Annotated in this window: 24 protein-coding genes; 11 read left to right on the top strand and 13 right to left on the bottom strand. The window is 49.9% G+C overall.

What is annotated here, in order from left to right; all coding sequences use genetic code 11:
- Nucleotides 1-185: 185 nt before the first annotated feature.
- The 4 genes from IPN95_29670 to IPN95_29655 all read right to left on the bottom strand — a co-directional run bounded on the left by IPN95_29670 (nucleotide 186) and on the right by IPN95_29655 (nucleotide 6059).
- Nucleotides 186-2762 (bottom strand): polynucleotide kinase-phosphatase, encoded by a 2577-nt coding sequence (locus tag IPN95_29670; protein ID MBK9453481.1) that lies wholly within the window; start codon nucleotides 2760-2762, stop codon nucleotides 186-188.
- Nucleotides 2752-4155, bottom strand: coding sequence for a 3' terminal RNA ribose 2'-O-methyltransferase Hen1 (locus tag IPN95_29665; protein ID MBK9453480.1), 1404 nt, complete (start codon nucleotides 4153-4155; stop codon nucleotides 2752-2754). The genes IPN95_29670 and IPN95_29665 overlap by 11 nt, the downstream gene beginning before the upstream one ends.
- Nucleotides 4156-4245: 90 nt before the next feature.
- A complete protein-coding gene (locus IPN95_29660) occupies nucleotides 4246-4773 on the bottom strand; it encodes a GNAT family N-acetyltransferase (GenBank protein ID MBK9453479.1) in 528 nt (175 codons plus the stop codon).
- Nucleotides 4770-6059 carry a T9SS type A sorting domain-containing protein gene (locus tag IPN95_29655; protein MBK9453478.1) on the bottom strand — a complete coding sequence of 430 codons (1290 nt, stop codon included), beginning with the start codon at nucleotides 6057-6059 and terminating at the stop codon, nucleotides 4770-4772. The genes IPN95_29660 and IPN95_29655 overlap by 4 nt, the downstream gene beginning before the upstream one ends.
- A gap of 221 nt (nucleotides 6060-6280) precedes the next feature.
- Between IPN95_29655 and IPN95_29650 the strand changes: the two genes are divergently transcribed.
- The gene (locus tag IPN95_29650) at nucleotides 6281-7249 is read left to right on the top strand and encodes a histone deacetylase (GenBank protein MBK9453477.1); all 969 of its coding nucleotides are present in this window, start codon (nucleotides 6281-6283) and stop codon (nucleotides 7247-7249) included.
- 71 nt (nucleotides 7250-7320) lie between these two features.
- Here the strand turns inward: IPN95_29650 and IPN95_29645 are convergent, their stop codons facing one another.
- Nucleotides 7321-8148, bottom strand: coding sequence for a PhzF family phenazine biosynthesis protein (locus tag IPN95_29645; GenBank protein MBK9453476.1), 828 nt, complete (start codon nucleotides 8146-8148; stop codon nucleotides 7321-7323).
- 277 nt (nucleotides 8149-8425) lie between these two features.
- On the opposite strand from IPN95_29645, the gene IPN95_29640 reads away from it, so the two are divergent.
- The 3 genes from IPN95_29640 to IPN95_29630 all read left to right on the top strand — a co-directional run bounded on the left by IPN95_29640 (nucleotide 8426) and on the right by IPN95_29630 (nucleotide 10327).
- Nucleotides 8426-8683 carry a hypothetical protein gene (locus tag IPN95_29640; GenBank protein MBK9453475.1) on the top strand — a complete coding sequence of 86 codons (258 nt, stop codon included), beginning with the start codon at nucleotides 8426-8428 and terminating at the stop codon, nucleotides 8681-8683.
- A 216-nt stretch (nucleotides 8684-8899) separates the two neighbouring features.
- Nucleotides 8900-9925: a T9SS type A sorting domain-containing protein gene (locus IPN95_29635; protein ID MBK9453474.1), complete on the top strand. Its 1026-nt coding sequence runs from the start codon at nucleotides 8900-8902 to the stop codon at nucleotides 9923-9925.
- Between the two features lie 30 nt (nucleotides 9926-9955).
- Nucleotides 9956-10327, top strand: a complete 372-nt coding sequence (locus IPN95_29630) for a hypothetical protein (protein ID MBK9453473.1) — start codon at nucleotides 9956-9958, stop codon at nucleotides 10325-10327.
- 206 nt (nucleotides 10328-10533) lie between these two features.
- Here IPN95_29630 and IPN95_29625 read toward each other — a convergent pair whose 3' ends face one another.
- Nucleotides 10534-11487 carry a hypothetical protein gene (locus tag IPN95_29625; GenBank protein MBK9453472.1) on the bottom strand — a complete coding sequence of 318 codons (954 nt, stop codon included), beginning with the start codon at nucleotides 11485-11487 and terminating at the stop codon, nucleotides 10534-10536.
- Nucleotides 11488-11671: 184 nt separating this feature from the next.
- Here IPN95_29625 and IPN95_29620 point away from each other — a divergent pair, with 184 nt between their 5' ends.
- The 4 genes from IPN95_29620 to IPN95_29605 all read left to right on the top strand — a co-directional run bounded on the left by IPN95_29620 (nucleotide 11672) and on the right by IPN95_29605 (nucleotide 16140).
- Nucleotides 11672-13513, top strand: coding sequence for a peptidase M61 (locus IPN95_29620; GenBank protein ID MBK9453471.1), 1842 nt, complete (start codon nucleotides 11672-11674; stop codon nucleotides 13511-13513).
- Between the two features lie 31 nt (nucleotides 13514-13544).
- Nucleotides 13545-14315, top strand: coding sequence for an ATP-binding cassette domain-containing protein (locus IPN95_29615; protein MBK9453470.1), 771 nt, complete (start codon nucleotides 13545-13547; stop codon nucleotides 14313-14315).
- Entirely contained in the window at nucleotides 14312-15499 is a 1188-nt protein-coding gene (locus tag IPN95_29610; protein MBK9453469.1) for an ABC transporter permease, read from the top strand. The genes IPN95_29615 and IPN95_29610 overlap by 4 nt, the downstream gene beginning before the upstream one ends.
- 77 nt (nucleotides 15500-15576) lie before the next feature.
- Entirely contained in the window at nucleotides 15577-16140 is a 564-nt protein-coding gene (locus tag IPN95_29605; protein MBK9453468.1) for a DUF922 domain-containing protein, read from the top strand.
- Nucleotides 16141-16292: 152 nt separating this feature from the next.
- Here IPN95_29605 and IPN95_29600 read toward each other — a convergent pair whose 3' ends face one another.
- The 6 genes from IPN95_29600 to IPN95_29575 all read right to left on the bottom strand — a co-directional run bounded on the left by IPN95_29600 (nucleotide 16293) and on the right by IPN95_29575 (nucleotide 22274).
- Nucleotides 16293-16670 carry a DUF3127 domain-containing protein gene (locus IPN95_29600; GenBank protein MBK9453467.1) on the bottom strand — a complete coding sequence of 126 codons (378 nt, stop codon included), beginning with the start codon at nucleotides 16668-16670 and terminating at the stop codon, nucleotides 16293-16295.
- A 114-nt stretch (nucleotides 16671-16784) separates the two neighbouring features.
- On the bottom strand, nucleotides 16785-17033 hold the full coding sequence (gene xseB / locus IPN95_29595; protein MBK9453466.1) for an exodeoxyribonuclease VII small subunit: 249 nt from the start codon (nucleotides 17031-17033) through the stop codon (nucleotides 16785-16787).
- On the bottom strand, nucleotides 16996-18279 hold the full coding sequence (xseA, locus tag IPN95_29590; GenBank protein MBK9453465.1) for an exodeoxyribonuclease VII large subunit: 1284 nt from the start codon (nucleotides 18277-18279) through the stop codon (nucleotides 16996-16998). The genes xseB and xseA overlap by 38 nt, the downstream gene beginning before the upstream one ends.
- 284 nt (nucleotides 18280-18563) lie before the next feature.
- A complete protein-coding gene (locus IPN95_29585; protein ID MBK9453464.1) occupies nucleotides 18564-19805 on the bottom strand; it encodes an aminotransferase class I/II-fold pyridoxal phosphate-dependent enzyme in 1242 nt (413 codons plus the stop codon).
- 123 nt (nucleotides 19806-19928) lie between these two features.
- The gene (locus tag IPN95_29580) at nucleotides 19929-21089 is read right to left on the bottom strand and encodes a hypothetical protein (GenBank protein MBK9453463.1); all 1161 of its coding nucleotides are present in this window, start codon (nucleotides 21087-21089) and stop codon (nucleotides 19929-19931) included.
- A gap of 24 nt (nucleotides 21090-21113) precedes the next feature.
- Nucleotides 21114-22274 (bottom strand): hypothetical protein, encoded by a 1161-nt coding sequence (locus IPN95_29575; GenBank protein ID MBK9453462.1) that lies wholly within the window; start codon nucleotides 22272-22274, stop codon nucleotides 21114-21116.
- 169 nt (nucleotides 22275-22443) lie between these two features.
- Between IPN95_29575 and IPN95_29570 the strand changes: the two genes are divergently transcribed.
- Nucleotides 22444-24804, top strand: a complete 2361-nt coding sequence (locus tag IPN95_29570) for a hypothetical protein (GenBank protein MBK9453461.1) — start codon at nucleotides 22444-22446, stop codon at nucleotides 24802-24804.
- A 23-nt stretch (nucleotides 24805-24827) separates the two neighbouring features.
- On the opposite strand, the gene IPN95_29565 is transcribed toward IPN95_29570, so the two are convergent.
- Nucleotides 24828-25139, bottom strand: coding sequence for a hypothetical protein (locus IPN95_29565; GenBank protein MBK9453460.1), 312 nt, complete (start codon nucleotides 25137-25139; stop codon nucleotides 24828-24830).
- A 71-nt stretch (nucleotides 25140-25210) separates the two neighbouring features.
- Here IPN95_29565 and IPN95_29560 point away from each other — a divergent pair, with 71 nt between their 5' ends.
- Together IPN95_29560 and IPN95_29555 are read left to right on the top strand one after the other, a co-directional pair.
- The gene (locus IPN95_29560) at nucleotides 25211-26146 is read left to right on the top strand and encodes a cysteine synthase family protein (GenBank protein ID MBK9453459.1); all 936 of its coding nucleotides are present in this window, start codon (nucleotides 25211-25213) and stop codon (nucleotides 26144-26146) included.
- 1 nt (nucleotide 26147) lies between these two features.
- Nucleotides 26148-26594: a M67 family metallopeptidase gene (locus tag IPN95_29555; GenBank protein MBK9453458.1), complete on the top strand. Its 447-nt coding sequence runs from the start codon at nucleotides 26148-26150 to the stop codon at nucleotides 26592-26594.
- The last annotated feature ends 49 nt before the right edge of the window (nucleotides 26595-26643 follow it).

The raw sequence follows: 26643 nt of genomic DNA, 5'->3' as shown, positions 1-26643 counted from the left end.
CACGGCAACGGACGTATGCCTTTCTTCTGCAATGTGATTGCGATTCGATTCACCGCGGAAAATTAGCTAAATTCTTCGAATAGGTAGCTTTCACAAACGCGTTTGAATGGCATTTGCATTTGAAGCGTTCCTATAAAGCAATTAGGCATCATTGTTAAATCCGCCCTCCCCAGTGCATTGCACCTTCAAAGCCTCGGATCAACCTCTTCACTTTCAAGCGCCAAAACGCCAAACACGCATTCATGTACACCGCGAAGCGGTTCCTTTCGCACAAACCGCTCCAAGGCCTCTATCCCTAGTGCAAATTCTCTAATGGCAAGTGACTGCTTACGCGACAATCCACGTTCCTTGAGCCGTTCAAGATTCCCAGGTAGGTCGTATTCGGGTCCGTAGATGATTCTTAGATATTCGCGGCCTCTGCATTTCACTGCTGGTTGCAATAGTCCTTCCTTACGAAACACCAAAAATTCATTGGGCTTTACCACAATTCCCTCCCCACCGGCTTTTGTGAGCCGAGTCCACCAAGCTACAACGGCATCGATGCTCGTCTTGTCCTGTAGGTCCACAAGGAGGTATTCTGTAGCAAGGAGCCATTCGGGATCAGCTTGACAAACATTGGCAATCTGAGTCAAATGCCACTCATGATTCTTGTCGATGTGCACCGCTCCCTCAGTAGCCATGATGTGAAAAGGTGCCAGTTTATAATCATCCAAGCTATGCACAGGCCAACAATACTGGCGATAGGCCTCCACGTACTTTTCCGTGAGCAGCTGGCTATTGGCAAATTTTTCTAAATGGAGGCTAGCATCGGCCACGCCGCGTGCTTCAAAGTCTTGTAGTGCTTTAACGACTAAAGGAAGTGATGCCTTTGCTGCGGCACCAACAGATGCATACTGTGATTGCAAAAGTGCTTGTGCTTTGGCGCTCCATGGCATCAATTCGCAATCGAGGCAAACCCATTCCGTCTCGAATTTCTCCCAAAAGGCGGTCGCCGTGAGACTCTGGTTCAGACGCATGAGAAAGTCCTGCTCCGTTTCAAAATCTGCGAAAAAGCTACGCCCGGTACGGGTGTAACAAACACCAATGCCTTCGCCAATTATCCCAAATCGTTTTGCTACAGCCGCCTCATCCTTGCAAACCACCACGATTGCGCGCGAACCCATATGCTTTTTTTCGCAAATCACCTGACCTACGCCTCGCTTTTGATAATAAAGCAATGCCTGCGAAGGGTGCTCAAGGTAATCGGGCAAGTCGCTCGTCGCACAAGGTGACATGGTTGGCGGAAGGTAGATCAACCATTTAGGATTGACCGCCCACCTGCTGATGACTTCCAATGCAGCAATGGCATTCTCTTCAAGGATGGTCACCGTGGGCTTAAGTCGCGTGTGAATCATCCGCTTTCCCAAGACATCGGAAATGTCTAATAGTTCATCCGATTCCTGCTGGGCGTTGAGCTGATTCTGCCGAGCTTCAAAATCAATTGGCCTGACAGGTTCACAATAGACTTGCTTTGCCTCAACTGCGACGACCTCTTCCTCCGGGTAGCGTAATGCCGTCAAGCGTCCCCCAAACACACAGCCGGTATCAATGTTAAGGGTTCCATTGAGCCATTCTGCCTCAGGCACAGGCGTATGTCCATAAACCACTTTAGCCTTACCACGGTATTCCTGTGCCCAGTTGTTGCGCACGGGTAAACCAAAAACATCAATTTCGCCGGTAGTATCCCCGTAGAGTGCAAACGCGCGCACTGCCGCAGATCCACGCCCTTGCATTTCCGCAAGCATGCCTGCGTGGGCGACTACTAAATTGCCATTGTCAAAAACGTAATGGCTCACTAAGCGGTACAAAAACTGCCCAACATCTCGCTTGAAAACTGCTGATTCACCTGACATCTGTGCAACGGTGAGTTCGAGGCCATGCTTAAGTTGAACCTGCTTTCCATTTAACCAATTTTGAAATTTGAAATCATGGTTTCCAGGCACACAGTAGGCGACACCTTGATGTACCATGCTCATCACTAACCGCAAAACTCCTGGGGAATCGGGCCCGCGGTCAACCAAGTCACCTAGAAAAATGACTTTCCGGCCAATTGGAGGGTCAACTTGGTATCCATGATTAAATTGATTCTCATGCACGGTTGAGATTTTGTACCCCAAAACCTCGAGCAATTCTTTCAGTTCAGCCAAGCAACCGTGAACATCTCCGATGATATCAAATGGCCCACTTTCATCCCTTTTGTCATTGTACAGTCTTTCTCGAGCAATCCCGGAAACAGCCTCGACCTCCACTTCCGATTTCATTAGGTACACCTGACGAAAACCCTCATCCTTTAGCCCCTTAATAGACTTCTTCAGCTGCATTTTTTGCTTGCGTATGACATGGCCCCCGAAATTGCGATCCTCTCGTTGTGCATTTCTTGCTTCGCAGACCTCTTCGGGTAAATCCAAGACGATTGCGACAGGCAATACATGGAATTGTCTCGCCAATTGGATCAACGCCTTTCGCGCATCGCGCGTCACATTTGTTGCATCAATCACGGTCAACAAGCCGCTTTTCAAACGCTTTCCAGCAATAAAATGAAGCAGTTCAAAGGCATCGTCGGTCGCTCCTTGGTTGGTCTCATCGTCAGAAACTAGCGCGCGACATTCATCAGAAGAAATGATTTCCGTGCGCTTGAAATACTTTCGCGCAAAGCTGCTCTTGCCAGCACCCGATGGTCCAACAAGCACCACGAGTGACAATTCGGGGACCTTAATTTCCATGGTTAAAAATGGCCATTTGTGAGGGAGCACCAATTTGATCAACAAGATCACCAATTGGGAAAAATTCTACACGATATCCATGGGTTATGGCAACGTTAGTGGCCCAAATTTCAAATTCGGCACGAGTCCACTCAAACCGATGGTCGTCATGGCGCATTGCATCAACATTCATACCCTCAAATACGACATTGAACTCTTTGTTGGGTGTGGTCACGATAACAATCTTCGGCTTCGCAAATTCAAATAATACTCGCTCAAAGCCTTTTAGACGATTGAGATCCAAATGTTCAATGACCTCAACCACCGCAGCTGCATCAAAGCCGTTCAAGCGTCGGTCCAAATAGGTCAGGGAACCTTGAAATAGATCGATTCGCTCCTTTTGCGAGGGTGCCATTTCATCCCAATGCATTCTTTCCTTGGCTTTCAGAAGTTCGCCATAGCTGACATCCATGCCTGTTATTTTGGAGAATTGCTGTTCCTTAAGCAATTGTCGAATCAGTTTACCTTCACCACAACCAACATCCAATACGGTCGAGGCACCTGAATCTTTTAACTTTTGAGCCACTATCTGGATTCGTTTTTCATGCAATGAAGTCTTTCTCGAATCGACTTCTACGGTTGGGTCGATTTCATCACCGGCAAAGCCAACTTCCGGGGATTCCTTCAATCGCAAAATGGCTTGATTTGAAAGTGAATGCAGATTGAACAGGTATCGCCGAGCAATTATTTCTCGCTGTGGATGAGTTTTCAGCCACCCCTCTCCCTTTTGAAACAGCTTCTCGATCTCTTGTTCGCTGATGAAATAATGTTTGTTGCTGTCCAAAGCCGGAATCAACACATATAAATGATTCAGAAGATCTTTGGTTGTGATGGTATTCTTTAACAATAGTCCGAAATAATTACTTTCCCCCCAATCTGGAAACTTGGAGTCCAATTGTTTTCGATCCAATTCAACCTCATAACCTAATGGTTCAAAAAAACTCCGAATCAGCATTTCTCCACCTTTGGGAGCAGCAATTGCAGAGATACTGACCTCAAATGGAAAGGGGTGATCGACCAACTCAGGCTTGTCTTTGCAGTTTCCATTCAGGGCAGACGAAAAAAGCTTTGAAATGGCTGCACTCATAAACGACGACGCCACGTAAGGGCGGTCATTGACATACTGTCCCAGTGAAAAACCATCACTGCCTACATGTTTGCCACCCCGCACCATTTCTATTGGATCGATGTCCAACAACAGGCAAACAGTCAAACGAGTATTTGTGACCTCAGGATAAAACACATGCGCCCTTCCGACCGACAAATCAGTGGTCTGAAATTTATCAGGATGCTTGTGCAATAAATACCCCAAATCGGTCGCGGGTTGATGTGTGGTAGTAATGGTTAGTAACATCTTGTTAGATCAAATTTGATCAAACCTACAACCAAAACCCTGTATTTGCAATAGGTTCAAACTAGCCAATGTGGCTTGCGAGAACCTATTTCATGGTCCAAGTACGATACCAAACAGCATCAAAGCCTTCGTTTCTCCCGGCAAGGTGATCGCGCCGTTGTGCACAAATCCCGTGGATTTCAAAAGCCTTTGCGAACGGATGTTGGCCTCCGTGGTGATTGCCCAAATTTCATGGATGTCAAGTTCATTCGCAGCAAATTCCAGAGTGGCGACGGCGGCTTCCCTTGCAAGTCCCTGACCTTCAAAGGCTGGCAAAAAGGCAAATCCCAAATCAGGATGCGCTAATCCGGCGCGGCGCAAAATGCCGCAAATACCGATTGGCTCTTCGGTTTCACGCAAGGCCACCAACCAAAGGCCGAATCCATGCACTGCATAATGCCTTCCCAAGCTGTTTTCAATGTATTTGGACGCATGGTCAATGGTTGAGATTCCGCGGTTACCGATGTGCGCCAACCAGGTTTCGCTGTTCAGCAATTCGTAAAAGAACGGAGCATGCTCGACGGTGGCTTCGCCCAGAATCAAGCGCGCAGTTCTGATTATCGCCCGATCAGCAATCATTTGACGATCAATTTTTGCGTCACCACGGCATTCGCTCCTTGCAACTTGATCCAATAAATTCCTGCAGCCAAATTGGGCAAGGAAATCTCTTGGACTGCTGTATTCCCTCTCAATTCCCGTTCCAAAATCAGCTGCCCGAAAGCGTTGATCAACTCCATGCTTGAAAACTCATCGGAAGCCGCCTGGAAGAAAACCGCCTTTCCATCGTTGGGATTCGGCCAGATTTCCAATTGCGTTGATGCACCGGAAGCGGCAATCGCAACGGGGCCACAACTGATTTCTGTGGTCGGACTTGCCAAGAGAGAATTGTTGTAAACCGACCAAGCCTCCCAAGAGCCTCCGGAACCGGTTTTCCAATCGGTCAGGTCAAAGGTGTTCGCCCCATTTGCGGTTCCTTTGACGACGTAGGTTTTGATGGCGAGGCTGTTTTGGTCCCATTGCAGCGGGACGTTGGGCAGGCAAACCTCGGGCTGATTGTTGGGGATTTCGCAGTTGACTTGCAGGAAATAGGCATTGTCGTCGCTTGTTGGATATTCTCCGAAAACCCTTGCCAGGCCGTTGGTATCCACACAAACCGCGGTGTATTCGTCGCAGGCGATTCCTTTTGCGGCCACGCCCCAGTCGGTGCGGATGCGGGCGAGGAAGGTCACTTGCCGCCCGCGGCGGTCGTAGTAGTCATAGTGGGTATCCGTGATGACATCCTCCAAAAAGCGGTTTTTCAGGAAAGGCATCGAATCGACGGCGACCGCAGGCGCATAAGGATTTCCCATCGCTGTGGCGGAAGTCACGGTGCCATTCAGCGCCGAGAAGTAGTATTTTCCCAAAATCGCCATGCCTGCACTCGTCCCGCCAATGACGATGTGTCTTTGCGAAATCGCCTGATTGATCAGACTATCCACGGCCGTATTTCGCCAGAATGACACGTAATTCCATTGGTCACCTCCGGCAAACCAGATCGCTTCGGCCTTTTGAATCCGCTCGTGGAGGTACGCTTCCGCACTCGCATTGGGATTGTTGCAAACGATGCTTTCCACGGAATTGACCGTCACGCCGAGCTGACTATAGAAATAGGCATTGTAGCCATTCGAGCCTGAAGCACGCAAAACGAGGATATCTCCCCCATCGGCCCGTTCCAAAAACCAGCGCATGGCATTGTCATCCTCCGTCGCGCCGCCCATCAAACAAACGCCCCCTGTCGGATTCGTTACCACATCCGTCGTATCGCCCGTGAAGTAGGATGTGTAGTTTTGGGCATTCAACGAACTTGTATTTAGCCCGAAAATCATCAAGATCAGGAACCCGATCCTTCGGAAATACCTGTTGTTCAAACGATTCGTTAACGGAAACATGGGTGGGTGATCAAGTGCTTTGAAGGAAAAAGTCGACGAAAGGCGCAAAGTTCGCTGGTTCGATTGTCAAATGCTAGAATTCCGATACCTAAGCACACGTTCGGCGAATCGATCAAATGCCTGACTTTCGCTAAATTTGATCCGGCAAAAACAGCATTATGAAACTCCCCATCATTTTCCATCGCAAATACGACATCGGCCTCTTCGGTTTGGAAAATCTTCATCCTTTTGACTCCAAGAAGTATGGCAAGGTCTTTCGTTTCCTGGAGGAGAAAGAAATCATTGTGGGCGACAACTACTTTGAACCGGAGGAAAAAGCCTCGAATGAAACCTTGTTAGTCGTTCATACACAGGAATATCTGGATTCCTTGAAGCAATCAGCGACCGTGGCCAAGATTGCCGAACTCGGGTTTCTGAAGATGATGCCGAATTTCATTTTGCAAAGCAATTTCCTCAATCCGATGCGATGGGCGACAGCTGGAACCATCCTCGCCGCCGAATTGGCCATGGAATACGGCTGGGCGATCAATTTGAGTGGTGGTTATCACCATGCCAAAAGCGACCGCAGCAGTGGGTTTTGCTTCTTCGCGGATATCAATCTGGCAGCCAACCATGCCTTCGAAAAGTTCCCGCAGGTCAAAAAAATCATGGTGATCGACCTCGACGCCCACCAAGGCAACGGATTCGAAGCCATTTTTGAAAAGGACCCCATGGTCGACGTGTTTGACATGTACAACGGCGACATCTATCCGATGGACCTCAAGGCGGCGCAGTACATTCGCTGGAAATTTCCGTTGAACAATGGGACTGGCGAGATCGACTACATTTCGATCCTGCAAAACAACCTTCCCAAAGCGATCGCTGAGAGCCAACCCGACCTGATCATTTACAATGCCGGCACCGATCCCTACGAAAAGGATCCCTTGGGCGGCCTCCGGATTTCGGCTGCAGGCTTGGTTCTCCGCGACGAATTTGTCTTCAAACAGGCCACAACAAAGCGCATTCCCATCATGATGGTCCTCAGCGGCGGCTACCATCCCGACAGCGCAAGCATCATCGGCTCGAGCATCAACAACCTCTGGAACAAGGGTTTACTTGTGGGGAGCAAGACAATTGCGGAGAAATGAGAAATGAGAAATGAAGTTTAGAGAAGCTAAATTCTAAGCATCCTGGTCATTTCTAATTTCTCATTTCTAATTCAATCAACCGCCTGCTTGGAAATCACTCCCTGGAAAATGGTGATGGCTTTGCCTTTGAGTTCGACGCGGTTGCCCTTTAATCTCACTTTGACGGTGCCGCCTCTCGGGGAGGCTTGGTAGCCGACGAGGGCTGCACGGTCAAGTTTGCCACACCAATAAGGTGCAAGCGCACAATGGGCGCTGCCAGTGACAGGATCTTCGTCGACGCCTACTGCTGGTCCGAAGAACCTGGACACGAAGTGATATGGCGCTTCCGGATCGTCGGCTGCCGCGGTGACGATCACCCCGCGGTTGCCCAAAGCCTTGACAGCCTCCATATTGGGACTGAGATTGCGAACCGAAGCCTCATTTTCCAGTTCGAGAAACCAATCCATGCGGTTTTGGCCGGACCAGACAATCGGGGCGCCCAAGGCTTTGGCCAATGCCTTCGAGGCAGGCGTTGGTTCGGGCATTTCGGAGGGAAAGTCCAGCGAAATCCAATCCCCGTCCTTTTTTGCACGAATCAACCCGCTTTTGGTTGAAAAGCGGATTTCTTCGTCGGGCATCAACATTTCCGTTTCCCAAATGACGTGGGCAGTGGCCAAAGTCGCATGTCCACAGAGGTCGACTTCGGTGGTCGGCGTGAACCATCGGAGTTGATAGGCATCGCCTTTGCGCATGAAGAATGCCGTCTCACTCAGGTTCATTTCAGCCGCGAAAGCTTGCATCCAATGGTCAGGTCGCGGCCCCATCAGAAACACCACCGCGGCAGGATTGCCGCCAAAAGGCTTGTCGGCAAATGCATCTACTTGATAAACAGGAAACAAATGATCTGATCCTAATTTCATGCACGCAAGATAAGCGTTGGGACAAAGTCAAGAAAGGAAAAAAGAATTACACCCTTTAAGTGAAAAGTGATTAGTGAAAAGTGAAAAGTTGGATTTGGGTGTGATAGGTGAGGATTAAAAAGTGAAAACTGGGTTGGGTGTCCAACTTGGGATGGTTGTAAATGGGAAAATCAGCGTTGTTACAGGCTTACAAGAATTTCTTGCAATTTTTTTTGCTGCCTCTTCCCTGAATTGTTGGGCGTGAGTAATATTGCTAAGGAGAGCTTTAAAAGGATCGATGTCAGCAGTCAAAATCAAATGTCCAGCTTGTAAGTGGGAGCCCGATGGGAAACCCTACTGGGAATGCCATTGTGGGCATGTTTGGAATGCATTTGAGACTGCGGGGCGTTGCCCGGTCTGCAATTTTGAGCACAACTACACACAATGCGTCGAATATGCCGGCGGCTGCACCTCCTATTCCCTCCATTTGGATTGGTACCATGGGCTCGACGAAATGGTGGAGAATCTCATTGGCCCAGGACAGATTCGTGCCTGAAATCCGCTGGACTTCAACTCATCCACAAATCCTCCATTTTCCCACATTTAGGAATTCCAGCATTGGAATTCTCTCCAATGCTTGCTATCTTGGTTCTGTATTTGTAGAAAGCTATAGATGTTGAGACCATTTCTTAGAAAGGCGGCGCTCTCGCTGGTGATTGGCATTGGTTTGCTCGGGTTTTCTATTCCTTCAAATTTTTGTTTTTCGCAACTTTTGCGCGACGGATCGTTTGAGGCCATCGGGAATCTCACGGAACCCGGCACCGGCTGGACAGCTTGCTCGGGTGACCCTGATGCTCAAGTGCTTGACGGAAATGGGCCGGGCATCTTCGGAATCAACACGCCTCCTTCCAACGGTCAATTTTATGTGGGTTTGGTAGCCAACGACCAAGGACTTTCCGAGGAATTGGGTCAGACCATGCAGCTTGAAGCCGGTATGCATTACTTTGGTGGCATTGATCTTTTCCGATCAATGGCGCATCAGAATTGGAACGGCAGTGCAGCTTTGGAGATTTGGGGAGGGAGCAATTGTAACGACCTCGACGAATTGCTTTGGAGCTCCGGTACTGTCACCAATTTGGACGAATGGCAACATTATTCGATCACGTTTGCCCCCATGATGAACCATCAATGGCTCTCTGTCCGATGCCAATTGGTCCCCGGTTCGGGCGAAATGACCTACCTTTGTGCCGACGCGTTGCGTCTGGACAATGTCTTCTTTTCAGTCGATTTCCTTGGTTTTGAGGCCGTTTCAGGACAAGGTCAGGTGGACTTGACATGGGAAACGGCAGCATTGCAAGACGCACTCAGCTTTGACATTGAGTGGAGTGCCGATGGCGATCAGTTTTCCCAAATAGGTACCATTGCAGCGGCTGAAGGCGAATCGGCATTTCAATTTGCACATGCTTCAGCGTCAACGGGATCCCAGTTTTATAGGATTCGTTCGGTGGATCAAGGCGGCCATGAAAATCTGAGTGAAATTCGGCAGGTGGTCGTCGGTCAATCCGAATGGTCTGTTTTCCCGAATCCCTCCACGAGTCATTTCACTGTGCTTGGCGCAACGGCAATCGACCAAGTGTCGCTGACAGATCTTTCTGGAAAATCGCTGGCAACCTGGAGTGGCCAAAAAAGCATGCACTTGGGACTGGACCTGCCTCAGGGCCTGCCCAACGGATTTTACATTTTGCAAGTGCATTCCCAAGGAATCGTCTCCAACCATTCGATTCTGGTGGGAAAATAGTATTGGAATTCATCCATCATCAAAGCGCTTATGAAAACTACAAAGTACTTTTTGATTGTCCTGATGGCTGTTTTGACAATGGGTTTGCAAGCTCTGAAGGCACAAAATGTCGCTGATTACACCGGAGAATATTCCTGCCTTTCCCATGGGGTTGCAGGCATGCGCATCCAAAACGCAGCAGACGGATTCAAATTGGTGCTATGCAAGGATTTGATTTTGAATGACTGCTTGGAACAAAACCTGCACAAAACCCTAGGAACCGGCCAATCGCTGTTGGCTGCGACGGGCGTCGCCGGTGGGCCGCTCAATGGCATGACGGCTACTTTCACCCATGAAGGTGCGCAGCCGATCCTCCAAATTGAATTCGCAGATGGTCTGATCATGGAGTTTGTCCGGAAATAATTCAAGGACGCTACCTTCATCATCTGGGAACCAAGACCTTCGTCGATGCTTGCCGAATACCTTTTGGCTTCACAGTATAGCATCATCCATCAAGCTGCAAAGCCATCAACGATTCCGAAATCCGATTCCAATAAAACGAATTTGCCAACCCTTTCCGCCTTCGAATGCGTTAGAGTTGGCAAATTCAATGAGGAGAAGCAGGACGCTCAGTACCGTTCTACCGTCACCTTTTGCTCTATCGTTACGGGAAGATTCATGCCCATAGCTCCCATCGAGCCACTCATATCCTGGTCGATGGTGGATTTGAGCACCAAACCTGTCTTGCGGTCGATCTCCGAGGTTCCGGAATAATCCCCCTTCAAATCCATCGACATTTCCATCAGGCCCAAATCCAAGCCCTTGCTCTTATCTGTGGTAATCGTTCCTTCAAAACTCAAAACGACTTTTTCGGCATCAATGTGGTCAACCTTGTAGGTAACATCCATCGCCAACGGCATGGCACCCATGCTGCTGATTTTCTTGCCCCAAGTATCACCTTCCGCAATCAAAACGTCAGGATATTGGATCGAAGCAGATTGCATCATGCTTTTCATGGCTTCGTCACCAAAAGTCGACTTCATGGCTGTCTTGACAGCTTCCATCTCCATTCCGCCCGCTTCGCCGGAAACCGATTGCATCATGATATCAAACAGACTGTCAACACCATAGACTTCTTGGACGGTTCCATATTTGTCGATTTTAAAACCAATGCTTTTGCCCACCAAAGCGGTATATCCCCGGAATTCCATTGCCACGTCTGCTGGGGCATTGTCGGAATCAAAGGTCTTTTTGCCCATCATGCTGTTGTCGCTTTCCACTTTGATGCGCTCGTATGTGCATTTGACGTCTGCAAGCCCGTCTGCGCCCACGGAGAGCACCTCATTTTTGAGGTACATTTCCGTTGCCTGACTGGTTTTTGTGCTGATTCCCATCATTTTCTGGGTGCTCGTCTGATCGGTTTTGGTCACTTGTTTGTAAACCAAACCGGGTGTAACGGCCAATTCGAGCTGTACCTTGTCGCCGTTGCCGGTACTCGATGCAGATCCGCCAGGATTGCAGGAACTCCCGATCAACACTGCCAAAACAAACAGCAAGGAAGGGAAAAGGATTTTTGATTTCATCGGATGAACTGATTTTTAATTCGGCGCAAAAATAAAGGGTTTCACGAACATCCATGTAGAAAAGAATCAGTAAGTCAGTTGTTAACAAAGCCAAATAAGGTTGTGGAAAGGCAAGTTTTTACCCTTTGAATCCCTCGATCTTTGCGATATTCGCCGCGAAGACATATTTCTCAGACATCAGTACATGAAAAATCGCGCATTCGCTTTGTTGTTGGCCGGCTTTGCCTTTTGCAGCAATCTCTGGGCCCAAAAAGACTATTCCTATTCACTGGATCTCTCTCAGGTGGTTGAAGACCGCGTCCAAGTCACCCTCACACCTCCTGCCGTTGCCACCGATCAAATCGAATTCCAGATGCCCAAAATCGTTCCGGGCACCTATTCGATTTCCGATTTTGGTCGATTTATCACAGGTTTTGAAGCAACTGACGAAAGCGGAACCCCGTTGCCCGTCGACTATATCGACCAAAACCGCTGGCTCATCCGGAATGCCAAAAGCATGAAAAAGATCAGCTACTGGGTCGAGGATACCTGGGATTCCAAGGCAACCCCACGCATTTTTGAACCCGCAGGAACCAATATCGAGGTCAATAACAACTTCGTTGTCAATCCTTTTGGTTTTTTTGGCTACCTCGAAGGCATGAAGGAAATGCCGTTTAAGTTGACGGTGAAAAAACCTTCAGGATTCTACGGGTCCACAGCCTTGGTCGCCACGAAATCGGGAGATACGGAAGATGTTTTCGAAGTCAATGACTATCACCGGCTCGCGGACTCCCCGATCATGTATTGCAAGCCTGACACTGCCTGGGAAAATGTCGGAGGTGCCAAAGTTTTGGTTTCCGTTTATTCGCCCAACAAAAAAGTGAGCGCCAAGGCAATCATGGCCGAAATTTCGGAGATCATGACGGCGCAAAAGGAGTATCTCGGCGGAAAACTTCCTGTCGAAAAATATGCTTTCATCGTTTACCTGACCGCTGGATTTGGTGGATCTGGCGGAATGGGTGCCTTGGAACATTCCTATTCGTCCATGTATTACCTTCCTGAAACGAGCGAATCCCAAGCAGGTGAAACCATGCGTGATGTGGCTGCCCATGAGTTTTTCCATATCGTGACGCCGTTGAGCATCCATTCGGAGGAAATCCAATACTTTGATTACATCGATCCCAAAATGTCGATGCACCTTTGGCTGTATGAGGGTTTGACCGAATACGCAGCCGGCCATGTGCAGGTAAAACAAGGCTTGATTTCCAAGGATCAATATTTCCGGATGATCAGCCAAAAGATCACGATGGCCAACTTTATGAATGATTCGGTTCCTTTTACCGAGATCAGCTTGGGTTGCCTGGACAAATACAAAAGCCAATACCTCAACGTGTACCAAAAGGGCGCCTTGATCGGCATGTGCCTTGATATTCAGCTGCGTAAACTTTCGGGAGGCAAAATGGGAACCCAGGAATTGATGCGCGAATTGGCAAAAAGCTACGGCAAGGACCGCCCATTCAAAGACAGCGAATTGTTTGACAAGATCACTGCGCTCACCTACCCCGAAATCGGCGTATTTTTCAAGAAATATGTTTCCGGTTCCGCCTCGCTTCCTTACGCTGACATCCTCGCAATGGCAGGTTTACGCTACGAACCCCTCGCCAACCGCGAAATTTTGACGCTTGGCAAGGCTGAAGTGAAACCCAACCGCGCATCCAACAGGCTCATGGTCACCAATATCGATGGGATGAACAAATTCGGGGAAACGCTCGGCTATATGGTTGGCGACGAAATTGTAAGCTTTGACGATCAGCCGATTACGCTAGAAAATGCCGACGAAGTATTTTCCAATTTCCAGGCCAATCGCAAAGAAGGCTATAAGGTTAAAGTCGTCGTTGCACGCCCGGACGGCAAGGGTGGATTTGCCGAAAAAACGCTCAAGGCCAAAGCCATTGCGGTTAAACTGAAGGGCATGAACTTGGTTACCATTGATCCAAAGGCAACGCCTGAGCAGGTGGCGGTACGTCGGTCGTGGCTCGGACAATGATCCGGACTCCTCTAAAATTCATCCATCCCCAATGATCGAAGTTCAAGGCGTTTCCAAAGAATTTACCCTTACCCGCAAGGAGGTAAAGGAATCCAAGGCCGACAGCAATCATCGAAAGGTGGTGGATGAAGTGAGCTTTGAATGTAAGCCGGGACGCGTCTTTTCGTTATTGGGACCCAATGGGGCAGGCAAAACGACGATGCTCCGCATGATTGCATCCATTTTGCATCCGACGACGGGCAAAATTTTGGTCGCCGGTATCGATACACAGCGTGCAGCCAATGAGGCGCGTCGGCAAATGGGCTTTTTGACGGGATCAACCGGACTCTATGACCGGCTCACGGCTTCAGAAGTCATTCAATACTTCGCCGATTTGTTTGGTGTATCCAATGCTGATTGTAAACAGCGAAAGGAGCACCTATTTCACCTGCTGCGGATGGAGGACTTTGTGCACAAACGTTGCGGGCAGATGAGCACGGGCATGAAGCAAAAAGTCAACATCGCCCGGACAATGATTCATGATCCCAAAGTGGTCGTGTTTGACGAACCCACAAGTGGCTTGGATGTGATCACTGCCGAAAGCATCATTCAGTTGGTCAACGACCTGCGTACGCAAGGTAAAACGGTGATTTTCAGCTCTCATATCATGAGCGAGGTGGATTTATTGGCAGACGACCTTGCGATCATCCACAAAGGGAAATTGCTTTTTAATGATACCATGACCGCTTTCAAGGCGGGTATGCAGACCGAAGGTTTGACCCAGGAATTCATCCGTATCGTACATGCTGCGACCCCACTATGAAGCAGATACTGATTATTTACAAGAAGGAAATGCGGGACATGTTGCGGGATCGCCGTTCGATTTTGCGCATGTTTATCATTCCCCTCGCGGTATTTCCTGCCTTGTTTGGGATTATGAATGCCATTCAAAGCAATTCCAATGAACAGGAACTCAACCGATCGTTGCGAATTGGTTTCCATTCCAATGGCAATGACTTGGGATTGAGACAACTTTTGAAAGAGACTGGAAAATTTGAGGTCTATGATGCACCCAATCCGGATTCAATACGGCTTTGGATTCGCAGCAATCGTCTCGATGTCGGCGTTTCCTTGCCCGATGACTTTGGAAACAAAGTTTCCGAGCTCCAAACCGGTAAAATCTTCACTTACGGTGCCGCTGCTTCCGATATCGCAAATGGAAGACTCGACACATCGATCGACCTTTTTGAGCAGCAATTGCTCGATTTGAGGCTAAAATCATTGCATTTGACCCTGGAAAACATCCAACCGACCCAAACCGAATTTGTAAACACCGCTTCCATGCGTGAAACGATCGGCAAACTTGCAGGCGGCTTTTTGCCCTATATCTTCATCATTTTTTGTTACATGGGCTGCATGTTTCCGGCCATCGACCTTTTTACGGGGGAAAAGGAACGCGGCACGATCGAAACCTTGTTAAGCGCTCCAGTGGATCGCTGGAAAATACTGATTGGTAAGATGTTGGTCATCATCACCGCTGGGCTTTTGAGTGCAATTTTGTCCATGGTTGGCTTGTTTATCGGCATCAAACTCGCAGGCAGCGGCGTCGGTGAATTGATCGACGTGGCCTTGGCAATTCTTTCCCCGGGAACAATCGCCGCCTTGGTGTCGATGTTGCTGCCACTTGTGGTGTTTTTCGCGGGAATCATGATTCCTGCCACGGTCTATGCAAAATCCTTCAAGGAGGCTGCGACCACCTTGCAACCGCTCAACTTTGTCGTGATCATGCCCGCCGCAATCGGAATGATGCCCGGCATCGAACTGAATGCCATTACCGCCCTTGTCCCGATTCTCAACGTGACATTGATCACCAAGGAACTGATCGCCGGCACCATGAATGGCTTGTACTTTGTCGAAGCTGTGGGATCCTTGCTGGTACTCGCAAGCTTGGCTGTGATGTTCAGTTTCAACCGATTTGGCAACGAAAAAAACATCTTGCGCAACTAGACCGGACGAAGATTTTCTAGACCGCACGTAACCTCGGCACCAATTTTGTAGTTTAACACTTCAAAAGCGGATTGTCTATGAATCGTCCAAGGCTAAATTTCCATCTTCGCGCCCTCTTGATGCTGATGCTCGTATTGCCGATGCTCTCTGCGGCTCCCGTTTCGACCACAGGAATTGAAGGCGAGATCAAATGGAAGAAGGATTCGCGCCTGACATGGGAAAATTTCGTGGCCAAGCCTGATCGCATGAGCAACATGGATGCCTTGACCGAATCAGGAATCACGTTCTCATGGAATTGCGACTACCGAGGATTTACCGTCGAAGCCTACGCCATTTTTGTCCCGCACGGGTCTTGGGTGAAGGAGCCGACGCATTCCTTGTTGCTGCATGAACAAGGCCATTTTGACATCACTGAAATCCATGCCCGCAAGCTGCGCAAATTTTTTGCAGAACATCCCAACCCGTGCAGACTCGGAAAATCAGGGATTGACAACGCTGCAAAAGCGATCATCGCTGCCAATTATCAGATGCAAAATGAATATGATGAAGGCACCAATCATGGCGAAAGCAACCGCATGCAACGGGAATGGTTGACGCGCATCGACGCCGAACTCAAGGCGCTTGACGCGTGGGCGGAATAATCGACATCAAAATCCCACCACCACATCAAAAAAAGCCGATTCAAAAAATAGAATCGGCTTTTTTTGCGGTTCCCGCACCTGAAGCAACAGCGGAAGCTATAAAAAATCAGGAAGGAACAACAGGGGCTACTCCTAAAAAGGAGCGTCAGGAATCAGAACGGCAAGTCGTCGGAGTTGTCACCGGAAATATCCGCTGGCACTCCGATTTGTACTGTTTGACCGCCACCATTGGATGGGGTGCTTGCGCCAGCCTCCACCTTCTGAACGCGCCAAGCTTCGAGCGTGTTGAAGTACTTCTTTTCACCTTGAGGGTTTGTCCATTCGCGGCCACGTAGATTGAAGGTCACCTCAATCTTATCCCCCACTGCGAAATTGTCCACCAAGGAAACACGGTCTTGGTTGATTTGAAACGTGACATACTGCGGATACAGCGGATTGTCAACGTATTCAACAACGAAGTCGCGCTTCTTGAAGCTGTCTGAGATTTGTTGCGTCTCAAACTTCGCATGCAATTTACCTTCAATAACCATAACTTAATCGACTTAAGGGAATGTTAAACAATTCTAAACAACACAAAGGTAGGGACTCGCCACCGCCTGTCAACGGAAAAAAATCCCCAAAAGTAACGCAGAATGTGGGAAAGCTCATTCAAAGTCCACGGCTTCCGGACCCTTCGGACCGTTGATGAGCTGCTTGACCGACATTTCTGCTGTATCCAGATACTTCCGGCAATCCGCAATCAAAGCGGTGCCCTGGGTAAACAACTTGATGTTTTCATCAAAGTCATTGGCCCCCATCTGCATTTTCTGAAGGATCTCACGGATTTCCCGCAGGCTGTCCTCCAAGGAGAATGGTTCATTCTCCTCCGTGGTAATCTTCTGTTTTTTTGACACTTGACACTGATTTTCCTTGGTGATAATAGGTGGTGATTTCGTCTTGTTCAGCAAGCGTGGTTGCATCCAAGACGGGCTTTCCGGCCAACGTAGTAATGCTGAAACCGCGGCTCAAAACATCTCTGAAATCAAAACTCTTGAGCTGCAATTCCATGATTTGAAGCGCGTTGCGCTGCTTGTCGATCAAGCCGACAGCCGCCGATTCCAAACGATGGGCCATATCGTTCATGGTCTGCCGCTTGAAACTGATCGTGCCCAACATGCTACTCAACAATTGCCCCTCCAAATGCTCGGTTTGTTGCCGCGCCGATGAAAGTTGATGCAGCAACGTAGCCTCCATCTGTCGTTGGTAGTCGTCGAGCATCTGCTGCCTGACTTCAATGAAATGCTGCAGGCTTCGCCCCATTTGCTGCTCCACCTGCGTCAGGCTTGCCCGCAAGTCGGAAGCTAACGGAACCGCCTGTTCGGCAGCTGCCGTCGGGGTAGCCGCGCGCAAATCGGCAACAAAATCTGCGATGGTGGTATCTGTTTCATGACCCACACCACTGATCACGGGAACTTCGGACGCCACAATTGCCCGCGCGACACGTTCTTCATTGAAGCACCAAAGGTCCTCCAACGAACCTCCTCCCCTTGCGAGCAGGATCACATCGATTTCCGGAATGGCATTCAGCGTAGCCAAACTACGCACGATCGAATCCGCGCCTGCATCCCCTTGTACGACCGTGGGCGCGAGCACGACCCGCACGTGCGGGTACCTGCGCCGGAGGGTATCCACGATGTCGCGTATGACCGCACCCGTAGGAGAGGTCACGACGCCAATGGTCCTCGGAAAACGGGGAATCGGCTTTTTCAACGCCGCATCAAACAGTCCTTCGGCCTGCAGCTTGTCGCGCAATGCCAAAAACCGTTGGTGCAGGTCGCCTTCGCCTGCGAATTGCATCTCGCGCACGATCAATTGATAGCTGCCGCGCGGCGGATATAAGCTCAATTCGCCCCGCACTTCAATTTTGGCCCCGTGTTTGGGCATTTTCCGCAAATAGCGAATGGCGACACCCTTGAACATGGCGCAACTGAGTTGCGCCTCTTCGTCCTTGAGCGTAAAATACACGTGTCCTGAGCCATGCTGCGTGAGGTTACTCACTTCGCCCGTCACCCAAACATCCTGCAACAAGGGATCGCCCTCCAACCGCTGCTTGATATAGCGCGTGAGGACCCCGACAGAATATGTTTGCGTTGCGGACATGGTGACAAAGATAAGAGGATTTTTGGGAAGTTGGTTGACCTGCGGGAAAAATTTAGCATTTTTATTAGCTAAATGATTCCTTTTATAGCATTGCTGTTGCCGCTACAATTGACGATTCATTTATTGCGAACCAAAGTGCGGCTTCCCTCATACGATCGAGAATTCACTGCGAACAGTAGGCAAACAGTCCCACAGAGCAATCATGTTGCAGCAAAACAGCGAAGGGGGCGCAAACACCGCATGGTGTTAGCGCCCCCTTCGCATTCAAAACATCATCAGGATCCTCAAACGCCGCCTGTTACACCAAACTCAGCTTTGCACTTTTCCAGCGCGACCTTCATCCGTTTGATGCCGCGATCGATGTCTTCGATGCCGGTGCAGCTGAATGACAACCGCAGGCTTGTGCCGAAGTGTTTGCCAAATGCCAGGCCAAAGACCGTCGCAACGCCTTCGTCCATGAGTTTTTGGAACACATAAAGGTTGCGGGCCTGCGCAGGGATGTGCGGGGGAATGAAGCTTGCAAAGTCGGGGAAAAAGTAAAAGGCGCCTTGGGGACGGTTGATCACAAGCCCTTCGATGGTGCACAATTGGTCGTAGAGGTAGTCGCGGCGACGCTCGTATTCGACCAAAATCGGTGCGAGGAAGGCTTCTTCAGCCTCGATGTTGTCGAGCGCCTCAGCGCCTGCATGTTGCAAGAAGGTCACGACGCCTGCGGTTTGGCTGTAATCGCCCAAACGCAGCATCCGGGCGATTTTGGGGTCGCGGCAAACGATGTAACCCAAGCGCCAGCCGGTCATTGCGTAGGTTTTGCTCAGGGTATAACAACCCAAAATGAACTCCTTGTTCAGCGCCATCGGACTGAAATAGTCCAATCCGTCGAATACGATCCGTTCGTAGGCTTCGTCGCTGATCAAATAAACGCCATATTTTTCGCAGAGATCGGCAATGCTGCGGATTTCCGATTCGGTGAAGACCTTGCCGGTCGGATTTTGCGGCGTATTCAGGTAAAAGAAGGCGACATCCTGCAAAACTTCGTCCAAGGCCTCGTAATTCACCGAAAAATCGGCGTTGAGTGGCACTTCTTCGAAGTCGATCTGGCAATAAGGCACAAAATTTTCCAAAACACAGCTCCAAGCGGGAGCAAATCCGGCGCCGCGCTGCCCTTCAAACAGCTTGAACACCAATTCCAAAGCCTCTTGTCCGCCGTAGGTGACGATCACATCGTCAGCATTGAGGTCTTTGGCGCCATTGACGCGGGCCATTTTGCGGGCGATGGCCTCCTTGAACACGGTTTCGCCACCTGATTTGGGGTATTTGGTGAGGCCGGCTGCCAAAGCTTTTCCGCATGCGGCGACAATGTAATCCGGGGTTGGGAAGTTGATCTCGCCGCGCTGCCAATAGATGAAGTCTTCGCCGGTTTCGGCGATATAGCCCGGGGCAAGCGCACGGGCACGTTCGGAAATGGAAACAATAGGAGACAGTTGCAAAGTCGCGAGACTCTTGCTGAATTGGGAGGAAGATGACATCGATTCTGAAGCATCCGGGAATAGCGGATGCGGGCACAAAGGTAGCGGATCCCGAAGGCGATTCCAAGGTAAAATCAGTCTTGGTGGATAACTGATGCGGCGTTGCCAACCGCGACCCCGTTTCTAGGGCACCTTTGCAGCCAAGGGCGTTTTGCGCACCCAGAATTCCACAATGCCTTCGAAGCGCGTGGCGAACTTCCGCTTTTTGCCAAAGACCCGCAGGCTTCCCTTTTTGGGTTTCAAGTCGAGGCAATAAAGGCTGTCTGTTTGTTCAAAATCAAAGAATCGCCCACCCGATTGGGCCACCATTCCCTTGCAATCTGTACAAACGAACCGGAGCTGCAGACTGTCCGGATCAAGGTAGCGGACCTTGGGTGCGTCGACGATTTTGACAGCATAGGGATGGGTGAATACCGTGGGCAATTCCTGAAGGCTTCCCTGATTCAACTGATCCAGCAGCGGTTGCCATTCGTAGCCCAATTTGAAAAAATCAGCGGAAACATTGGGCAAACATTCGAATTCGGCAACGCTGAGGCTGTTTTCCAGCAATTGCCAGCGGCCTTCGTCGGGCAAATGCGTAAAAATGAAGGCGCCCGGCGGAGGGGCAAACCAAAAATCTTCAAAGCGCTTCGTCGAATGCAGCACTCCATTTCGCAGCTGACCGTATCCCGCCGCCCAGGTCACGTCGATCAGGTGCCACGCACTGTCCACATAAACCGCATTCCACGCATGGTCGGGTTCGAGCGATCCCCGTGTGCGCAGCGAACTGAAATCCTTAGTGAATCCGACAATCTTGCGACTCGGAATCTGTGCCTGGGCCATCAGCAGGTTGAAGAGATTCGCATAGTCCTCGCAAACACCCCTGCGAATCTTAAAAATCACCTGAATATCTGCCAAACCATAACGGCCCGAGTTGTAGGCGGCATCGTCATAGGCAATGCGGTCGGCAATCCAACGATAGGATGCGCGAACTTTCTCCCAGTCATTTTTTGCGGGTCGAAAGAGGTATTGTGCAAGGCTGTAGATGCTGTCTTCGACTTCCGAGGGCGCTGCAAGGGCATGGGCATCAATGGCTTTCCAAATCGAATCAGGATTTTGAAGGACTTTGGCAGCAGAAGAATCGATGGGCTGTGGAAGCGAATCCAGGTCCACCGAATCGCAACAAACATCGATATGCGAGGTCTGATCTGCTTTCGGAATGTAGGTCAACAACAATCCTTCAGCCAAAATCAGACCGAAAAACACTGCGATTGCACGCCAACTTTGAATTTGGGAACTCGCCATTCGACGTTCAAGATAACGGAATCTCTAAACAGGATCATTGGTATGGCCTTTTTTCCCATCGATCACTTCAAATTCCATGATTCCCGAATAATTGCGCGTCTTTTTGTCCTTTTTCGCGAAAATTCCCAAGGTTCCAACCCCTGGCGAAAAGGTCAATGAAAATTGGGGACCTTTTTGGCTGAAGGCCGTCATCACCCCCTCCGAGACGGCCGCCATGGCGGCACAATTTGAGCATTCGAATTCAAGCGTCAGCGTATTTTTCAAAGAAAACGCCCGGTAAGTCGGGACAGAAATAGCCTGAATATCAAAGGGATGATCATAAACCAAGGGTAACTCCTTGGCATTGCCCGCGCGGTGATCAGCGATGACCTTGTTGGCATTAAAACCCATTTCAAACAGGTCGGGACCGGCCAATGGCAACGTTTGGAATTCTGCAAGGGAAAGTGGAAACGGAATCAACTGCCATTTGGAATCAGCTGGCAAATGCTTGAACACGAATTCGGCGGGGGCAGTATCAAACCATTGATCCTTGAACTTCTTGGTGGTTTTGAGCTTGCCATTGACGGTTTCGCCAAATCCAGCGGCCCAAGTCACATCGATCAAATGCCATTCGTCTTCTACAAAAACAGTGTTCCAGGCATGGTCGGGCTTGTCCATTTTGGACCCAACCGAATACCCGTAGCCTTTGGACCAGCCCGTTACTTTCTCACAGGCCAAACCTGCGGATTCCGCCATGGCCTTGAACAAATCGGCATAGTCGTCGCAGACGCCCTTTCGAAGTCGCAAAACCTCATTGGCATCATTAAAACCATACTTTCCGCTGTTGTAACCGGCGTCGTCGTAGGCAATGTTTTCGGCAATCCAGCGATAAATCGCCCGCACGCGTTCCCAATCCGTTTTTGCATTGGCCGTCAAATGATGCGCCAAGGTGGTCAAATCCAAGGTTTTGGACTTGGGGGTAGCCAAGGCTTGGGCATCAATTTTGGCCCAGACTTTGGAGGAATGGCGCACGTGCGTCTTGCGGAGTTGAGCAGGAGCAACTGTGTGAACCGCATCCTGCGCGGCAATCAGCCTGAATTGCCTGTCAAACTGCAGCCTGAAATCGGGATCAAATTGATGGAATACGCCCAAAAAGCTTGCTGCCAATAGCGTCAAGACCAAAAAATTTGCAAAAGCGTTTCTCATCAGTACTGGTTTCAAGCCCAAAGATATTCCCATTTCCACGGATTTTGGAATGGCCTAATCCTTCAAATTTCAGGCTTTTGGGAAAGCTGAAGCATTTTCTATAAATTGTGCCATGTTGGGCGAACGGTAGCGCCTACACACTTGGATTCATCAATTTTGTCCTTCATCAATGCCTGCAATTCGACTGATCCCCTTCCTTGCTACGTTTGTTTGCTTGTTTTCGCATTTCCAACCCGCCATCGCGCAGCAGGACTGGACCATTTCGCTCAAGAGTCCGCAGGATTTCATTGAAAATCGAGGACAATACGATGCCTTGGCACAGGGATTTGGAGATCATGGCCGGTTTGTGATGGACCACGGCTTCGGATGGCAGGTTTTGGTGGGCGACAAAGGCATTCATTACCTCATTCAGAAGCAGGAACGCGCAGCGCAGGAGCCGCAGGAGGAGCACGAAGAGGGGGCACCACGTGGTCAAATCCTCAGCAGCCGCATTTCGATGGAATTTGTGGGGATTTCGCAACAAGCTGTCCTTCAGCCCTTGGACCAAAGAGACGAATTTTACACGTATAGCTATCCCGTAGGCGATCAATTTGTCAATGTGGATCATGCCAATGCCTTTGAGCGCTTGCGTTACGCTGAAATCTATCCGGGAATCGATGCTGAATTTGCAGGCGAAGGCGACCGTGGGTTGAAATACAGCTTTCATTTGCAAGCAGGCGCAGATGCTTCACAAATCCGCCTGCGGTGGCGCGGGGCAACACCTTCTTTGGATGCACAAGGGCAAATTCACTTGCCAGCAGTGTTGGGCGAATTGGTCGACCAAGCCCCCAAAGCTTGGTACGCTGACGACGCGAGCATGTACATCCCCGTCGAATTTGAACTTGATGGCGACGAAGTGACCTTCGAATTGGGCGCTTACGACCATCAAAAGGCAATTGTGATCGACCCTTGGACGATCAATCCGGCCCTTCCTGCCCCATTCAACCGCGCTTTTGAAGTCGACAACGATGCAGCGGGAAATGTCTATGTCTTTGGCGGAGGAATGGGCTACAACCTGAAGAAATACAACAGCGCCGGCACATTGCAGTGGACGCATGTGTCGCCTTGGGATACCTCCAATGCCTGGTTTGGTGAATTGCTGACCATGCCGGCAGGCGATGTCTTCATTACCAGCGGCTCTGCGGCAAAAATTCGGAGATTGACCACTGCGGGGGCGACCACATTCACCAACAATGGTCCCTTTTTCAACCTCGATGAATACTGGACCTTGATCTTGAGCTGCGACAACACCAAGCTCGTCTCGGGCGGCAGCCGAATCATTGGCCTCACTTCTCCACAAGGTCATGTCTTCAACCTCAACCTGACCAACGGCAACCAAATGGTAGGCAGCCCCTACAACGTTTCGCCCGTCGGAATGAAGGAAATCAGAGGCTTGATCACAGGCGGAAATGGCAATTATTATCTCCTGAGCAATGACAACCTGATTTGCCTGAATCAAACCTTTGGAATCGTTTACAGCGTGGCAACGGGGGTTGCGCATCCCTATTACAGCCCGGCCTACATGGCGCAAAGCGTCCAAGGCATGAATGTGATCGACGCCAATACCACCCACGTATATACCAACAATGGCAATACGCTTCAGAAAAGAGACATTGCCACGGGCGCACTTGTGGCGTCCACCCCGATCACCGGCGGCGGATTCTCAGGCGGATTTTTCGGCAGCGGAAATACCAATGGGGGCCTCGTTTTGGATGCCTGCAACAATGTCTATGTAGGCTCAACGAATGCCATCTATAAATTTGACGCAAACCTCGCCCTTTTGGGGTCCGTCGCCACGACGGGTGCCATTTATGACTTAAAAATCCCTGCTGCAGGAACGCTCCTCGCTAGTGGCAATGCCTTGGTCATCTCCAACACAACCCTCTCCCCTTGTGCGCCCAAGCCCATTTCCTGCGTGATACTCCCGGCTACCCTCACCTTTTTGCAGGGCGAATGCGAATCCGGGAAGATGGCCTTGGATTGGGTGACCGAAAAGGAAATCGAAATGAGTCATTTTGACGTGGAGCGTTCCCTCGATGGCAAAACTTGGACAGCAGAAGCAAAAATCCCTGCAGCGGGCAATTCCGAGGCGATTCAAAACTATCGGTGGGCAGAGGGCGCGCCTTTGAATCTGCCGAACGGGTTTTGCCATTACCGCCTGAAAATGGTCGACAGAAACGGCGAATCCCAATATTCCGGGATCACCACGATCGAGGGTTGCGGATTCAGTGAAGCCTTGGTCAAAGTGAATCCGACCGTAACCGCAAGTGAAACGGAATTGGAATTCACTGCCGACAAAGCCGACAAAGGCGAACTGCGCGTGCTTAACCTTACAGGGAAAAATGTCAAAACCCTGAAAGTGAGCTGGAATTCAGGCGAAAACAGAATCCCATTTTCCATTCGAGAATTGCCTGCCGGGACCTACTTGATTTCCGTTTCCAATTCAGCCGGCGCAGAAATTGTACGGAATGCCCGCGTGGTCAAGCAATAGCATAGTTTGCAGACGCTTCCGGATCATCCTCCAATCGCCTCTTCAAAAATAAAATCAACATCGCGCTTGTTTTTGTGAATGCGGCACACGAACATTGCAGCAAGATGTTTTCTGCGATCCATACCTGTTGTTGTCCCGCTTCCGTTTCGGAGGGATGACCTGCATGGATTGATTTTTCGATTGTTCGAAATCTGATGCGGCCCCTCCATGATGGTGGGGTTTTTTGTTTTCCAATCGTTTGAAATACGTAAAATAGAAAAATGAATATCAAAGGCTGTCAAGGAGTTATGTTTTGTTGCTGTTGCGATTTGCATTCCGGCATGGCGTAGCTTCATTGATCCCAATGACTGCTTGAGCCCTGCCAACAAAGCGGGGCTTTTTATTTACTGCATTTTATCCCTTCAATATGAATACGGTTACACAACTTTCACCACTACAATCCAGGTTGCATTCGCTTGCGGCACAGGTAGGGAATACCCCCCTTGTGCCAATCAGGCGACTGCTCAACAAACCCGGCGTCGAGGTTTATGTCAAATTGGAATGGCATCAAATCGGGCAAAGTGTCAAAGCCCGCGCCGCATACCAGATCATTTTACAGGCCGTAAAAGCAGGATTGCTCAATCCGGAAAAGACCTTGCTCGATGCTACAAGTGGCAATACGGGCATTGCCTACGCGGCGATCGGTGCTGCAATCGGCATTCAAACTAAACTTGTCGTGCCCGACAATATGGCTGCCGCAAGGAAACAAATCCTCAAAGCCTACGGCGCGCAATTGGTGTTTTCGGATTCCATGGAAGGCGGCGACGGTGCACAACGTCTGGCCAAGGAGATTCTAGCCAAAGATCCCGAAGCCTATTTTTATGCCGACCAATACAGCAACCCCGCCAATGTACTTGCCCATACCCTCGGAACAGCGCCCGAAATCTGGGCGCAAACCCAGGGCCGAATCACACATTTTGTTTCAAGTTTGGGCACCACAGGCAGTTTTGTCGGCACATCCGCTGCATTGAAAAAGCTGAATCCGCAAATTCAAGCCATCGAATTGCAACCTGATATCGCCATGCATGCGATGGAGGGATGGAAACACCTCGAAACTTCGGATGTCCCCAAAATCTACAATCCGGCCGCGGCAGATGCAAGGTTGGTGGTCACTACCGACGAAGCTTATGCGATGATGCGCGATGCAGCCCGCTACGAAGGCTTGTTGTTGAGCTCCTCCTCGGCAGGAAATCTTGTCGGGGCCCTTGCACTCGCCAAGTCGATATCCGAGGGGGTCATTGTAACGCTCCTTCCAGACAGCGCCGAGAAATCAATTGAACTTTTCCCCGAAATCTTCATCTAAAATGGCTCCAACAATCAGTTTTCAAGCATCGATACTCGACGAAATCCGTGCGCACCTGTTTCGTGCCTATCCCGAGGAAGGCTGCGGCTTTTTCTTTGGAAAGGACGGGGAAACCCGACAAGTGACCCATTTTCTTGCCGCGAAGAATGTATTCGAAGGCGACCGGAAACGAAGATTCAGCATCCGCCCGGCAGACTATTTGTTGGCCGAACAATTCGCGCTGGAAAACGGCTTGGACTTGTTGGGAATTTACCATTCCCATCCCAACCATCCTGCGATTCCTTCGGAAACCGATCGCACCAACGCTGTTCCTTGGTTTTCCTACCTCATCGTGACCACGACCGCCGCGGGGCCCACCCTGTCGCGCAGTTGGCAACTGAATGAACAGGGACAATTTGTAGAAGAAGTCCTTGTGCAATCGGAGACCGCATCAACAACATGGAAATAGAAATCCTGATCGGTTTAAAACCCTGATCCTCAAAATACTTTTCACTTTT

The sequence above is a fragment of the Bacteroidota bacterium genome (assembly GCA_016718825.1).
Taxonomy (GTDB): domain Bacteria; phylum Bacteroidota; class Bacteroidia; order J057; family JADKCL01; genus JADKCL01.
This window is presented reverse-complemented; position numbering and strand designations above follow the sequence as displayed.

Excerpts from the sequence above, each read along its gene's own strand:
- IPN95_29660 (MBK9453479.1), bottom strand. The coding sequence starts at position 4,773 with ATGATTGCTGATCGGGCGATAATCAGAACTGCGCGCTTGATTCTGGGC.
- IPN95_29600 (MBK9453467.1), bottom strand. The coding sequence starts at position 16,670 with ATGGTTATTGAAGGTAAATTGCATGCGAAGTTTGAGACGCAACAAATC.
- IPN95_29565 (MBK9453460.1), bottom strand. The coding sequence starts at position 25,139 with ATGAAGCTACGCCATGCCGGAATGCAAATCGCAACAGCAACAAAACAT.
- IPN95_29605 (MBK9453468.1), top strand. The coding sequence starts at position 15,577 with ATGAATCGTCCAAGGCTAAATTTCCATCTTCGCGCCCTCTTGATGCTG.
- IPN95_29645 (MBK9453476.1), bottom strand. The coding sequence starts at position 8,148 with ATGAAATTAGGATCAGATCATTTGTTTCCTGTTTATCAAGTAGATGCA.
- IPN95_29630 (MBK9453473.1), top strand. The coding sequence starts at position 9,956 with ATGAAAACTACAAAGTACTTTTTGATTGTCCTGATGGCTGTTTTGACA.
- IPN95_29640 (MBK9453475.1), top strand. The coding sequence starts at position 8,426 with ATGTCAGCAGTCAAAATCAAATGTCCAGCTTGTAAGTGGGAGCCCGAT.
- xseA (MBK9453465.1), bottom strand. The coding sequence starts at position 18,279 with ATGTCCGCAACGCAAACATATTCTGTCGGGGTCCTCACGCGCTATATC.
- IPN95_29585 (MBK9453464.1), bottom strand. The coding sequence starts at position 19,805 with ATGTCATCTTCCTCCCAATTCAGCAAGAGTCTCGCGACTTTGCAACTG.
- IPN95_29625 (MBK9453472.1), bottom strand. The coding sequence starts at position 11,487 with ATGAAATCAAAAATCCTTTTCCCTTCCTTGCTGTTTGTTTTGGCAGTG.
- IPN95_29555 (MBK9453458.1), top strand. The coding sequence starts at position 26,148 with ATGGCTCCAACAATCAGTTTTCAAGCATCGATACTCGACGAAATCCGT.
- IPN95_29580 (MBK9453463.1), bottom strand. The coding sequence starts at position 21,089 with ATGGCGAGTTCCCAAATTCAAAGTTGGCGTGCAATCGCAGTGTTTTTC.
- IPN95_29615 (MBK9453470.1), top strand. The coding sequence starts at position 13,545 with ATGATCGAAGTTCAAGGCGTTTCCAAAGAATTTACCCTTACCCGCAAG.
- IPN95_29570 (MBK9453461.1), top strand. The coding sequence starts at position 22,444 with ATGCCTGCAATTCGACTGATCCCCTTCCTTGCTACGTTTGTTTGCTTG.
- IPN95_29655 (MBK9453478.1), bottom strand. The coding sequence starts at position 6,059 with ATGATTTTCGGGCTAAATACAAGTTCGTTGAATGCCCAAAACTACACA.
- IPN95_29670 (MBK9453481.1), bottom strand. The coding sequence starts at position 2,762 with ATGGAAATTAAGGTCCCCGAATTGTCACTCGTGGTGCTTGTTGGACCA.
- IPN95_29620 (MBK9453471.1), top strand. The coding sequence starts at position 11,672 with ATGAAAAATCGCGCATTCGCTTTGTTGTTGGCCGGCTTTGCCTTTTGC.
- IPN95_29650 (MBK9453477.1), top strand. The coding sequence starts at position 6,281 with ATGAAACTCCCCATCATTTTCCATCGCAAATACGACATCGGCCTCTTC.
- IPN95_29575 (MBK9453462.1), bottom strand. The coding sequence starts at position 22,274 with ATGAGAAACGCTTTTGCAAATTTTTTGGTCTTGACGCTATTGGCAGCA.
- IPN95_29560 (MBK9453459.1), top strand. The coding sequence starts at position 25,211 with ATGAATACGGTTACACAACTTTCACCACTACAATCCAGGTTGCATTCG.
- IPN95_29665 (MBK9453480.1), bottom strand. The coding sequence starts at position 4,155 with ATGTTACTAACCATTACTACCACACATCAACCCGCGACCGATTTGGGG.
- IPN95_29610 (MBK9453469.1), top strand. The coding sequence starts at position 14,312 with ATGAAGCAGATACTGATTATTTACAAGAAGGAAATGCGGGACATGTTG.